We start from the raw sequence: 14,213 nt of genomic DNA on the forward strand, positions 1-14,213 counted from the left end.
TCAGTGGAATTCAGGTTTACTTCTGAACTACTCTTTAATTTGGAATAAGCTGTTGGAATTTGAGCAGAATGATCATTAAAAGCTTCACCTGATTCCTGGAATTTTGAAATAATTATGAAAAGTTAAAATGATGTTCGTTGAAATTGAATTGCAATCTGAATGGAAAAACTCCAATCAAAAAAATTGCAACCCTTATCTTTGCCAATCTTGTGATTAACTATGGGACTATTTTATAACTTGTATACTGCAGAGCGTGCAGATGAAAATGCAGCATCTGACCAGCCGGTTTTTATGAGGCAATTGTTTGCCTACGTTACTGCCGCCGGAGAAGTGTCCGGAAATATACTCGAAATTGGCTGCGGAGAAGGTTATGGTATCAAATGGCTGGCGCCAAAAGCCAGTCGTTATGTAGCACTGGACAAACACATTCCTGTCAATCAAAAGAACTTTGATCAGGTTGAGTTTATACAAACCGAAGTTCCATGGCTCAAAGGAATGGATTCCAATCAATTTGACGTCGTTATTTGTTTTCAATTGATCGAACACATCCAGGAGGATCATATATTGTTGTCGGAAATACACCGGGTTCTGAAACCAGGCGGAAAGCTCCTGATGACCACTCCAAACAGCAGCATGACTTTGAGTCGAAATCCCTACCACATCAGAGAATACAATACATCTGAATTCAGAAGTTTCATCAGCCAAAGCTTTGATCCTAAGATGGTATTTTTTGGAGGTGTGTACGGGGATGCAAAAGTCATGGAATATCACGAGCGCAATCGCAAATCGGTTGAAAAATTTCGTCGATTCGACATTTTCGGATTGGAAAAGCGATTGCCGGCTTCCTGGTTTCAATGGCCTTATGATATTCTCAATCGCTTGAACCGAAATCGCTTAAAAGATCACAACGAAGCACTTGTTTCACAGATCACCACTTCCAATTATTTTCTGAAAGAAATGGACGGTCAACAACTGGATTTCTATTGCAGAGCGGTGAAGAAATAGTAGTCAGTACTCAGCAGTTAGCAATTAGTAGTCAGTATGTGCGGTCCGGCAACAAAAGGATTGGTATTTATCTAAAACAATCTTCATGTCGGGATCAGTTATTTGATGGTGGTTAACGAACGCATGTTAGTTGATTTCAGCTTTTCGCCTTAAGCCTTCCGCCATAAGCCTTTTTCAGCTTTCAGAAATGTACCCAACCCTGTGCCTTCATCGCATGCAGTCTGCCTTGATCCGTTTTTAACTGGACGCCAAATTCCTTTGGTTTGCATTCGCCAATATAATGGAATCCAGGAAGGTATTGAACTTTAGGAGCATCAGCGGGATTTATAGCCATGAGCAATTCATAGTCTTCCCCGCCATTAAGTGCACAAGTAAAAGGATCCACTTGAAATTTAAGTGCCAGGAGTTTTGCTTCTTCATTCATGGGGATAAACGATTCGGAGATTTCAGCTCCAATCTGACTTTGTTGGCAAATATGCATGAGATCTGAAGACAAGCCATCAGATAAATCGATCATTGCATTTGGAACTACTCCGGCTTTTTCAAGCCACAAGACCACATCTTTTCTTGCTTCCGGTTTCAGAAACTTTCCGACAGCATAGCGCTGATTTTCCAGATCGGGCTGTATGGAAGGGTTTTCAAGAAACAATTGTTTTTCTCGTTCGAGTAATTGCAATCCGAGATAAGCGCCACCCAATTCACCCGTCACAAAAAGATAATCTCCTTGCTTTGCTCCCGACCGGTAACAGATTTTCGGAAGTACTTGCCGGCCGATAGCTGTTATGGAGATCACCAACCCCCGCAAAGAAGAAGTGGTGTCACCGCCGACCAGATCTACATCGTAAACTTTGCAGGCTTCGCGTATCCCACTATACAACAGATCCAAAGCTTCCACTGAAAACCGGCTGGATACGGCAATGGAAACCGTTATCTGTTCAGCATATGCGTTCATCGCACAGACATCTGAAATATTGCAAACAACGGCTTTGTATCCGATGTGTTGTAATGGAAAATACGCGAGGTCAAAGTGAATTCCCTCCAACAAAAGATCTGTCGTAACAATGGTCATGGTATCTCCATGATTGATTACAGCGGCATCATCGCCAACAGCTTTGATAGTAGACTTTTGCACTGAGGTAAAATCCCGGGTCAGGTGGCGAATGAGTCCGAACTCACCCAGACTATTGATTTCGGTTCGTTGTAAAGGATCGTTTAATTCAGACATGATCAATAATTTTTTGTTGGACTATGGGCCAAAGATCGTTGGTAGGCAATTGAGCCTCGAAAAGCATGGCTTCACCACTGGATGGATGCTTAAATTGGTATTTCCATGCATGCAAACCTATGGACCTGTCTGGGTTTCCCCTTTTGGCACCATATTTAACATCCGCCTTCACCGGAACCCCGGCATAAGCCAATTGGGCCCTGATCTGATGAAATTTTCCGGAGCGTATCAGAACTTCGAGGATCAGATATCGGTCGAGTTGATGAATGACCTTGTATTCGAGTTCGCAAAGATTTCCTTGTTGTTCAGAATTGATATGTGATTTTTTTTGCCTTCCATCTTTTTGAAGAAAATTCTGCAGAATTCCTTGATCGGGAATTTCACCTTTTTCTACCAAAGCGATATAAGATTTTAGAAAAGTACCCGAAGATTGCTGATGTATAAGGTTCTCATGTGCTTTGGAATTTTTGGTCAACAACACCAAACCCGAGACCGGACGGTCGATCCGGTTGATCAAATGCAATTCTGTTTTGCAGTATGATTTTAAATATTGAAGCAATGACCTATCGCCTGTTTTGTCATTTTGGACAGGCATACCCGAAGGTTTATTGGCCAAAACCAGATAATGGTCCTGAAAAACTAAATAATCTTTAATGGAAGTAGTCAGATAGATTTCAGTTTATTTCTTCGTAATCACTATACTTGCTTTTGTCGTTTTTGGGCTTACGGGGATCAATTACAATGATTTTATCTTTAAGAAAAAGAGCATAAACTGCGTAAATCGCCAAACCGAAAATGATAAGTCGGATCATGCTGTAAATTTATTAGCTTTCAAAGATACATCGAAATTATACGTTAAACAAAGAGTTTGCGTTATGTAACAACTGCCATCCCACCACCGGTTTGGCTTTGACGGAATTTGCCTACTTTTACATGCAGAATTTTATTATATTAATATATTATTATTTATAAATTACTGAATATCATAATCATATGAAATTTAATAAAACCAATCTCGTAGGATGGGTGGTTTTCGCAGCCGTTTTCATCATCTATTTTTTCTCTGTAGAACGCACCGGAAGTCTTTGGGATTGCGGTGAATTTGTTGCAGGCGCATATAAATTGCAGGTAGTGCATCCCCCAGGTGCTCCGCTTTTCCTGGTCATCGGCAGACTTTTTACCTGGGTTGCTGAAATCCTGTCAGACAATCCGGCTTACATCGCTTTTGCAGTAAATATCATGTCTTCTCTGTGCTCAGCGTTTGCGGCCATGTTTATTTGTTGGACCACGCTGATCGTAGCAAAATTATCCAGTATTGGACGTAATGATCAACATCATGAAAACGAAAGTTGGCCCATTCTGGGAGCAGGACTCATCGCAGGTTTGGCCAGTGGTTATATTTCAACAACCTGGTTTTCAGCTGTGGAAGGCGAGGTATATTCCATGTCAACTATGTTTACAGCGATGACCATTTGGGCAGCATTCAAATGGTATTATCTGGAAGATACCCCTAAAAATGACAAGTGGCTGATCTTTGCTGTTTTTGCAACGGGTTTGTCTACCGGTGTTCACTTGCTTAGTCTTTTATCCTTTCCAACCATCGCTATGCTTTACTACTATAAAAGGTATAAAACACATAGCTTTTTTGGAACCCTGCTGGCGGGTTTTGTTGGAATCGTAGCCATCTTTCTATTTCAAAGCATTATCATCACCGGGATCCCGCAATTGTGGATGTTTTTTGAGTTGAATATGGTGAATTCATTTGGTCTTCCATTCCATTCGGGACTCATTCCAACACTCATTGTGATTGTTTTGGCAGGCTACTATGGACTTCGTTACTTTAAAAACAAAGGAAATGATTTGATGCACAAAGTGGTTTTTACCATGTTGCTTTTAGTGGTGTCTTATTCGACTGTAGGTGTAGTATTGATCCGTGCCAATGCAAAACCCCCAATCAATATGAACGATCCTTATGATGTAGTCCGGTTGATCCCTTATTTGAACCGAGAGCAGTATGGCGACCGGAGTTTGATGAAAGGTCCTCATTTTGAAGCAAGACCGGTGGATACTAAATCGGAAGACCGTTGGGGTCGTGTCGGAGATGAATACAAAGTAGTCGACCAGAAATTTGATTACATTTTCAGAGATAAGGATAAAATATTATTTCCACGGATCAGCCACCAGGATCAGGGAAGACCGCAGTTGTACAGAATGTGGATGAAACATCTGAACGAAGACAAAGCGAAAGTACCGAGTATGTCATTCAACTTAAAATTTATGTGGTCTTATCAGTTCGGATGGATGTATTGGAGATATTTTATGTGGAATTTTGCCGGCAGGCAAAATGGCGAACAGGGATTTTATCCTTGGGTCAATAAAGATGGTAACTGGTATTCAGGTGTCAGTGCAATCGACGGTTCCAGACTCTATAATCAGGACAGACTGCCCCGGGTGATTAAAGAAGACGAATCGAGAAACTCTTATTATTTTATTCCATTAATCATAGGACTCATCGGTGTGTTTTACCATTACCGGAAGAACAAAAACGATTTTATGGCTTTGCTGGGATTTTTTATCCTGACAGGTCTTGCGCTTTGTGTGTTTAACAATTCACCACCCAATGAACCCCGCGAAAGAGATTATGTTTTGGAAGGTTCATTTCTGACCTTCTGTATATGGATCGGGATGGGTGTTTTGGGAATTGCTCAATTCCTGAAAAATCGATTCAAGCTTTCTAACAACATTGGTGGCATGGCCGCAACCTTGATTGGCATGGCTGTTCCCATAATACTTGTTACGGAGAATTTTGATGACCACAGCAGGATGCGATCTACCGGAGCCAGAGATTATGCCTCCAACATCCTCGAATCCTGCAGGCCCAATGCAATATTATTTACTTATGGAGATAACGATACTTATCCCGTTTGGTATGCCCAGGAAGTAGAAGGGATCAGAAAAGATGTGCGCGTAATAAACCTGAGTTTGATTGCTGTGGATTGGTATATTGAAAATCAAAGAAGAAAATTTAATGAATCTCCTCTCGTAAAGATGTCCATTCCTCAGGAGAAATTGAGAGGAAGCTTGAGAAATCAGGTCTTTTATTACAATCCTTCAAATATGGATGGAAAAAATGTCGATCCACCCATGTCAGCTCTTCAATTTTTGAAATTTATTGCGGAAGAACATCCTATAGAAAGTGGAAGTGGAAAAGTTTTTGAGACCTACATGCCAAACAATAACGTATACATTGAAGTCGACCGCGAACGGGCCATACAGGCTGGTTTGTGCAGCCCTGATGACAGTATGTTTGTCGATAAAATTCCAGTGGGCATAGCGGGTCCGTATATAACCAAAGACGATATCGCCATTCTCGACATCATTCAATCTAATTTGTATGATCGTCCGGTTTATTTCAGTGTAACCTGTAGCCAGGAAAAACTTTTAGGATTGCAGGATTATATGGAATTAGAGGGTATGGCCTTGAGAATAATCCCGGTCAAATCGCAAAGTGATCCCAGTTTGTACATCTATGGATCCGGACGAATCAATGCAGACAGAAGTTACGAAGTGATCATGGACAAATTTAAGTGGGGCAATTTTGATAAAGTGGACTTGTTTGTGGATCATAGCTTTGCACCAAGTGTTCAGGCCAAAAGGATGATCATGATGCGTACCGCTTTAGCCATGATCGACAGAGGCGATAAAGACCGTGCTGCCAAAATGGCCAACAGGTTTTTTGAATCCTTTCCGAATATGAATTTCCAATACGATGTTCGAATCATGCCCTTCATCCAGGTACTTATAGATGCAGGAGATTTTGAATCTGCTAAAAAGCATCTCCGGATATTGGCAACAGAAACATTGGACATGCTGGAGTTTTACGATAGCCTGAAACCGGATGAACTCGAAAGTGGATTCAGTCAGGAAAGAGGATTATCGATGTCTGCTGTACGCGAAATTATAGAGCGAAGCAAAATGGTCAACGATCCTCAATTTCAAACTGAGATGGAAACATTCCTGAATAAGTATCATAACGCCACTCCGATCCTGCAAAAATAGCCAGGCATGAAAATTTCTATTGGATCGGATCATGCAGGTTATGAGGTCAGGCAAATGGTCGTTAGTCAGTTGGAACAACAGGGTATCGAGGTAAATGATTACGGCACTTTTTCAGCAGATTCAGTTGATTATCCGGATTTTATTCATCCTGTTGGACAAGACATTGATCGAGGGCTGGTTGATTTTGGCATCGTGATCTGTGGAAGTGGTAATGGTGCAGCAATGACAGCAAACAAACATCCGTTAGTTCGTTGTGCCCTCTGCTGGAATACAGAATTGGCCGCACTTGCACGCCAGCATAACAATGCCAATGTTCTTGGAATCCCAGCCAGATTTGTTTCAACCGATATGGCAATGCAAATGGTCCAGATTTTTCTGAACACTGGTTTTGAAGGCGGCCGACATCAGAAAAGAGTGGATAAAATAAGTCTATGTTGAAGGCAGTATTTGTTGTTTGGTTTATATATTTTTTAAGCCCGGTATCTGCTCAACAGGATTATTTTGATGGGGTTGTCAGACCAGATTCAAATCTTGCACCTTTAGATGACAGTCTGAAAAAATTTGCAGACAGAATTGAATCAAATCAACTCAGAAAACATATCGAATTTCTGGCATCCGATACCTGTGAAGGAAGAGAACTTGGAAGCCATGGAAATGATCTGGCAGCACAATATATATCCAGTGAATTTGAAAAACACGGATTGGCAAAAACACCGGGATTCCAAAATTATTACCAGGAGGTGGTTTTTAAATGGATCTATTGGGATAAACTCATTTTTAAGATCAGAGATGTGCCCTACAAACAATTATGGGATTATCTGATCATCCCTGCAGAGAATGGCGACCTCGAGTTGAAAACTTCTGAATTTGTTTTTCTGGGTTATGGGATCGATGATGAGTCATACAGCGATTACAAAAATATGGATGTCCGTGGCAAAATTGCACTCATTTATAAAGGAGAACCCAGAAATAAAAAAGGTATTTCTTTTTTAACCGGAAGCAAAGAACCATCTGCATGGTCGAATGACCTCAAGAGGAAACAACAAACAGCAGCAAAAAATGGAGTCCGGCTGTTGTTGGTTATTGAAGACCAATTCAAGGAATGGGTAGACCAGAACAGATCTCAGGTCATATCACCGCAAGTTTATCTCCATGATGGAAAGGAAGATACTACAGTGCAATGCAACCTGATGTATTTATCATCAACCACAACTTCCATGTTGTTGGGTGATCAAATCAAAAAAGTCGTCAAAGCCAGGAACCGGATACACAAAACTGGTAAACCACAATCGCTCATCGTAAAGAGCCAACTTGAAATTCTTCATAAGCGTACAGTCAAAACTGAGCGTGGGCAAAATGTTTTAGCCTATATCAAAGGGAGCACAATACCGGATGAATTAATTGTCATTTCTGCCCATTACGATCACATTGGAAAAAGAGGCAATGAAGTTTTTAACGGAGCCGACGACAATGCCTCTGGAACTGCAGCTGTGGTGGAAATTGCAAAAACGTATCAGTGGATGGCCGATCAGGGTGTGAGACCAAAGCGATCAGTTTTGTTTGCATTGATGACAGGCGAAGAAAAAGGCTTATTAGGTTCCCTTTATTATGTGAATAAACCTCCCATCAGTTTAGAAAAAACCATAGCCAATATCAACACAGACATGATTGGGAGGACCGACGATTTTTACAAAACCGACTCCAATTATGTTTATGTTATTGGCGCTGACCGGATCGATTCCGGTTTGCATGTTCTGAATATCGATATCAATCAGAAGTATGCTCAATTGAAAATGGATCACAGGTTTAATTCAGAAAGCGATCCCAACAGATTTTATTACAGATCCGATCATTATAATTTTGCTGAGAAAGGTATCCCTGTGATTTTTTTCTTCAGTGGTGTCCACAAAGACTATCACCGGATCACCGATGATGTGGATAAAATAATGTTTGGAAAAGCTGCGAAAATTACCAAACATATTTTTTGTTTGTCGTGGGCATTGGCTAATCCATTCATGAGCCAATAAAAAGAGACCGGGAGTTTTTCTTCTGAACAACTGAGTACAGCGCACCGAAGAGCCTATTAAACTAAATTAAACGGTACGATGGATGCTGCATGCGAAACTACCATCAGCACATTGAAACCCGCCGATTCAAGAAAAATTAATGTTCCAATCTTCTTATGAGGCTAAAATTCATTAACCCGGTTAGATATCCAAATTTTACCAAATTTAATCTTTAAATGGATTAAAATTAATTTAGAATACGAAATATAATTCTGTGGTTATTTAATATTTCAATTTTCTATAGGCATTGCAGCCCATTTGGTGGAATCCCGTTATATTTAGGCGCAGAATTCCTAAATTAAAATCAATTCAAACGAAACATGGAAGCTAATAAACAGACCGGGAAGCACCCTAAGGCCCTGATTGCATTATTTTTTACAGAGATGTGGGAGCGGTTCGCTTACTACCTTATGGTAGGGATCCTTTTAATTTATATGACAGATACCGCAACAGGTGGAAAAGGATTTCCAACGAAAATTGGTGCAGATATCGTAGGGAGTTTTATCGCATTGGTTTATCTAACACCTTTTATCGGTGGCTTGATTGCAGACCGCTATCTGGGTTACTTGAAATCTATCTTTATCGGCGGGTTGCTTATGGCGAGCGGGTATATAGGGCTTGCTTTGCCTGGAAATACAGCAATGTTTATTTCATTGCTGCTCATCATTGTGGGTAATGGCTTTTTCAAACCAAATATTTCCACCTTGCTTGGGAATATTTACAATCGCGAAGATTTAAAACCGCTTAAGGATAATGCGTATAACATATTTTACATGGGGATCAACATCGGTGCCTTCGTATGCAATTTCGTCGCGGCTTACCTGCGCAACCAATATGGTTGGGGATATGCTTTTGCCGCAGCGGGTGTTGGGCTGTTGATTGGTCTGGGTATCCTGGCTATGAATTTAAAGAACCCCGATATTGTGAATGCCAATGTCAAAAAACCCATTCAGCCAGAAGACATGCCTCTTTCTCAAATATTTATGAAGGTATTTCTTCCTGCCATTATTGCTGCAATCATTGGATGGATTGTTCCGGCACAGATTTTTGGATCGCCGATCATGGGAACACAAGCCAACGATGCCTTTATTTTTGCCTGCTTACCGATTATTTCCTTTTACATATCTCTATGGCTTAATGCTACCGGACAAGACAAAAGAAGTATTGGAGCCTTGCTGTTCATATTTGCAATCTCAATTGCATTCTGGACCATTTACAATCAGAATGCTACAGGCCTCACTTTATGGGCAGAACGCCATACCGACCGGGTGGCCTCAGAAACAACCGCCCAAATAACCGGCGCCATTTTCCCAATGCAACAGGTCACAGATAGTTTGCGAATGGTGAATAAACTTGACCCCTACATGCGGGAAGTTAAAGATGCAGAAGGTAAAACAATTCAGGAAATGGGACCGGATCCCTATTTTGTCAATGTGCCAAAAGAAGAATGGCCAAACGGAAAGACAGTAAAACTTACCAATACGGAACTATTCCAGTCCATCAATCCTTTGTTCATTGTATTGCTCACCCTCATCTTCGTTCCACTTTTCAGTTGGCTTCGAAACCGGGGCAAAGAACCGACGACCATGTCAAAATTCGGAATGGCTTTGTTCATTTCGGGTTTATCTGCATTAGTTATGGTATTTGCTATATGGTCGGTTCCTTCTATATATACTCACAAAGCATCACCTATCTGGTTGTGGCTGACGTATTTTGTTTTTACGATCAGCGAGATCTTTCTGAGTCCAATGGGATTGTCTTTGGTATCTAAACTGGCTCCGGCCCGCTTAACTGCATTAATGATGGGAGGATTTTTCTTGTCGACTTCCATTGGAGGGAAGGTTGCGGGGGTCATGACTTCTTTTTGGGATGATTTCACAGATAAGAAAATGTTTTTCATGATCCTGGTTGTTGCTGCTTTTATTGGAGGTACACTGATCTATTCCCGGATTAAGTTGCTCAACCAGATCGTAAAGGACAAAACAGGATTACATTGATGCGCGTGTAAATCAGCATCGTTATCCTTATGTTTAAGAAGCATCCAAAAAGTTTGCCCTACCTGTTTTTTTCCGAAATGTGGGAAAGGTTTGGCTATTATCTCATGATTGGGATTTTTACCCTTTACCTGAAGGATGTGAAAGAGGGCTTTGGGATGACTGAAGCAGAATCTGCCGATTTATATGGGACGTTCATTGCATTGGTATTTTTCACCCCATTCATTGGTGGATTGTTAGCAGATCGTTACCTGGGATACAGGAGATCCATTATTATGGGTGGACTCATGATGGGTGCAGGATACTGCCTGATGTTTTTTCATTCGCTCACCATACTTTATATCGCCATGACGCTGGTGATTTTAGGGAATGGTTTTTTTAAGCCGAACATCTCAACCATGTTGGGCAATATATACAACCGTCCGGATTACGTCCAACATAAAGACGAAGGTTACAACATCTTTTACATGGGTATAAACATTGGTGCTTTTACCTGTAATTTTTTTGGCGCCGCATTATACACCATGCTGGGTTGGGGTTACGCTTTTTTAGCAGCCGGTGTCGGAATGTTTATAGGGGTGATCGTTTTTATATTGGGAATCAGGCATTATCAAAATGCAGATCTGAAAAAAGGAGTGAAGGAAGGCGACATGAGCATGATGAGGATTTGTATGATTATTTTATTACCCAGTTTGCTGGCAGGTATTTTAGGCTGGCTGCTGGGTGGAATCACAACAGATGCAAATCCAAATGGTAATTTTTTTGGAAGTGACAGCAATGATGCCTTTCTGTTTGCATGTATACCTGTTGTATATTACTATTTCAATTTATGGTATAAATCTCCGGCCCATGAAAAAGGCCCGGTGGCGGCCCTTCTTGCTATTTTTGTGGTTGTTATTTTGTTTTGGGCCGTATTTAAGCAAAATGGTTCGGCACTCAATACCTGGGCAGATCGTTATACCGACAGGCAGGTTACCGGTGCTACCGGTGAACTGTTTACCACACTGAAACAAGCCAAGCCATTGGTTTATAAGAAGGATACGGTTGCATTGTACGATGCTTTGTTCCGTATTCAAAAAGAGAATGGAGTAGTTTTAAAGGATTACAACTATCCGGTATATTTCAGAAATATGGACCCTGTGCAACTACCTGCAGAAGGGACCTCTATAAATTTGTGGATCACCAGCCTGAGTCAATCGATAAATCCGGGTTGGGTTATTTTACTGACTCCGCTGCTTGTAGCTTTTTTTGCTTATCTGGGGCATAGAAATAAAGAACCCAGCACTGCTTCGAAGATAGCAATGGGTTTGCTGGTTTCATCTTTGTCTGTTTTGATCATGATAGCAGCGGTGAATGCCGGAAATAATGGAACAGAAAAAGTAAGTGTCTGGTGGCTCATCGGTAGTTATGGAGTAATCACTTTGGGCGAATTGTTATTAAGTCCAATGGGCTTATCCATGGTATCCAAATTGAGCCCACCGCACATAACGAGTCTGATGATGGGCGGGTGGTTTGTATCTACATCAATGGGCAACAAGTTATCCGGCGTACTGGCAAGCAGCTGGGATCGTTATGAAGATAAAAGTGGTTATTTTTGGGTCAACTTTGCACTTTTATCGGCAGCTGCCGTGGCAGGCTTTATACTGCTGCGCTGGCTAAACCGGATTCTTAAAGAGCATAAATTAAACTAACGTATGTTAGTTATTAAATAAAAAAATGTATTATATTTAATCATTAACGGAGTATCAATTAAATATGGAAAACCAAAGCAACACATTCAAACCTTACGTGCCGGACAATGCGTCTGTGGCAGAATTCACGATTAAGAGTATTATTCTTGGAATCTTTTTCGGAATCTTGTTTGGAGCAGCCACGGTGTATCTGGCGCTCAAGGCTGGATTAACGGTATCCGCATCCATACCTATAGCAGTTCTCGCGATCTCCCTTGGTCGTAAATTTTTTAAAACGACCATCCTGGAGAATAACATCATTCAAACCACAGGATCAGCAGGAGAATCCATCGCTGCCGGTGTTGTGTTTACGCTTCCCGGATTTTTGTTTTTGTCTGCAGAAAGTAACGGTGTTGATTCTTTTAATTATTGGACGATATTTACCCTCGCAGTGTTGGGAGGAATACTCGGAACTTTGATGATGATTCCTTTGCGCAGATCACTGATTGTGAAGGAGCATCAGACTTTGCCATATCCTGAAGGAACGGCCTGCGCAAGCGTATTGGTTGCAGGTGAAAAAGGCGGTGATTTTGCAAAAACCGCTTATATGGGTCTTGGGCTTGCTGTCTTGTATGCCATGCTGCAAAAAGTTTTCCATCTGATTGCAGAAGTGCCAACTTATGTAACTCAATTAAGCAATAAATACTGGCCTGCCGGACGTATCCAGGGCGAGATCACTCCTGAATACCTTGGGGTTGGGTACATCATCGGACCCAAAATTGCCGGTGTATTGGTTGCCGGTGGGGTATTGAGTTCATTTGTGCTCATTCCCTTGTTGGCTACCCTGGTTCCGGGCGATATAATCTATGCACAGGTGATGAAACTTGGTTTCAATCCGGATAGATTTGGATGGGACGGAACTTCTCAAACTTTCGCCAACAGTGCAGAAGCCATATACCGCTGTTACATTCGCCAGATTGGTGCAGGTGCTGTGGCTGCAGGCGGATTCATTACACTTATAAAAACGATACCAACGATCGTTAGTTCTTTTAAAGAATCCATTGGTTCGGTGAAGCTTGGAAGTGATCAGGCAGTAAACCGGACGGAGCGCGATCTCAATATTAAAGTGGTTCTATATGGAAGCCTTGGATTAATCTTACTGGTTTCTTTATTGCCCATCATACCCGGGCAAGGGCTCTTTTCAAAATTATTGGTTGGCTTGTTGGTCGTGATATTCGGAGCATTTTTTGTAACCGTTTCATCCAGAATTGTAGGGATCATCGGATCCTCAAATAATCCAATTTCCGGGATGACTATCGCTACCATTATGGCCACCTGTCTTGTTTTTATTGGTGTGGGCTGGACCGGTAAATTATACGAACCTATGGCCTTAGTAGTTGGAGGTATGATCTGTATTGCTGCTGCCAATGCGGGAGCGACCAGCCAGGATTTAAAAACAGGATACATTGTTGGCGCAACCCCCAAATACCAACAATTAGCTTTATTTATTGGTGCTATCTTTTCATCGATTGTAATTGGCTGGACTGTTAAACTACTGGATACCCCGGATTCAAGCATGGTGGCTCAGGGAATTCAGCATGCGATTGGAGAAAAATACAATGCACCACAGGCTACTTTGATGGCCACATTGATAAAAGGGATTTTGTCTTTCAATCTCGACTGGCAGTTTGTGATCGCAGGAGTATTCCTGGCCCTGGTTCTAGAGCTTTGTGGAATCAAATCTTTGTCTTTCGCGGTGGGTGCTTACCTTCCTCTGGCCACGACGTTACCTATTTTTATAGGAGGAGCCATCAAAGGCATCGTGGATTGGAATATGGAGAGAAAGCAAAAAGCAAAAGAAAATGAAGATCTGGGTAAAGGAGCCCTATTTGCGACCGGATTGGTAGCAGGAGGTGCTCTGGCAGGGGTAATCGTTGCCTTGCTGAATGTAAATGAAGGCATAGCGAAAAGCCTGGCTTCCATTTCATTGGAACATGGCATCACATCCGCTTTTGGTGGAGGATTTTATCAGATTCTGGGTGTATTGTTTTTTGCTTTGTTGTGTTTCATTTTGTATCGCACGGCAACCAAAGACTAAGCAGGGTAATTTTTAATCAGCAATTTCACTTTCGTGATCCCTGAAATTGTGGTATCAATTTCTGGAAGGGTTGCTTTATTAAATTTGAAATACCTA

9 protein-coding genes are annotated in these 14,213 nt (G+C 41.5%); 7 read left to right on the forward strand and 2 right to left on the reverse strand.

Annotated elements, in window-relative coordinates:
* Positions 1 to 219: 219 nt before the first annotated feature.
* Positions 220 to 1,005, forward strand: coding sequence for a class I SAM-dependent methyltransferase (locus tag IPM34_03130; protein MBK8954535.1), 786 nt, complete (start codon positions 220 to 222; stop codon positions 1,003 to 1,005).
* 181 nt (positions 1,006 to 1,186) lie between these two features.
* On the opposite strand, the gene thiL is transcribed toward IPM34_03130, so the two are convergent.
* Positions 1,187 to 2,230, reverse strand: a complete 1,044-nt coding sequence (gene thiL, locus IPM34_03135; GenBank protein ID MBK8954536.1) for a thiamine-phosphate kinase — start codon at positions 2,228 to 2,230, stop codon at positions 1,187 to 1,189.
* Positions 2,223 to 2,825 carry an RNA pseudouridine synthase gene (locus IPM34_03140; GenBank protein MBK8954537.1) on the reverse strand — a complete coding sequence of 201 codons (603 nt, stop codon included), beginning with the start codon at positions 2,823 to 2,825 and terminating at the stop codon, positions 2,223 to 2,225. The genes thiL and IPM34_03140 overlap by 8 nt, the downstream gene beginning before the upstream one ends.
* Positions 2,826 to 3,223: 398 nt before the next feature.
* Here IPM34_03140 and IPM34_03145 point away from each other — a divergent pair, with 398 nt between their 5' ends.
* From IPM34_03145 to IPM34_03170, 6 genes are all read left to right on the forward strand, one after another.
* Positions 3,224 to 6,289, forward strand: coding sequence for a DUF2723 domain-containing protein (locus IPM34_03145; protein ID MBK8954538.1), 3,066 nt, complete (start codon positions 3,224 to 3,226; stop codon positions 6,287 to 6,289).
* A 6-nt stretch (positions 6,290 to 6,295) separates the two neighbouring features.
* Positions 6,296 to 6,727, forward strand: coding sequence for a ribose 5-phosphate isomerase B (gene rpiB / locus IPM34_03150; protein MBK8954539.1), 432 nt, complete (start codon positions 6,296 to 6,298; stop codon positions 6,725 to 6,727).
* Positions 6,721 to 8,316 (forward strand): M28 family peptidase, encoded by a 1,596-nt coding sequence (locus tag IPM34_03155; GenBank protein MBK8954540.1) that lies wholly within the window; start codon positions 6,721 to 6,723, stop codon positions 8,314 to 8,316. The genes rpiB and IPM34_03155 overlap by 7 nt, the downstream gene beginning before the upstream one ends.
* Before the next feature lie 359 nt (positions 8,317 to 8,675).
* The gene (locus IPM34_03160; protein ID MBK8954541.1) at positions 8,676 to 10,352 is read left to right on the forward strand and encodes a peptide MFS transporter; all 1,677 of its coding nucleotides are present in this window, start codon (positions 8,676 to 8,678) and stop codon (positions 10,350 to 10,352) included.
* Between the two features lie 29 nt (positions 10,353 to 10,381).
* Complete coding sequence (locus tag IPM34_03165; protein MBK8954542.1) at positions 10,382 to 12,040, forward strand: peptide MFS transporter; 1,659 nt, start codon at positions 10,382 to 10,384, stop codon at positions 12,038 to 12,040.
* A gap of 64 nt (positions 12,041 to 12,104) precedes the next feature.
* Entirely contained in the window at positions 12,105 to 14,117 is a 2,013-nt protein-coding gene (locus tag IPM34_03170) for an oligopeptide transporter, OPT family (protein MBK8954543.1), read from the forward strand.
* Positions 14,118 to 14,213 lie beyond the last annotated feature (96 nt).

The sequence above is a fragment of the Saprospiraceae bacterium genome, from assembly GCA_016716185.1.
In the GTDB taxonomy this organism is placed as follows: domain Bacteria; phylum Bacteroidota; class Bacteroidia; order Chitinophagales; family Saprospiraceae; genus Vicinibacter.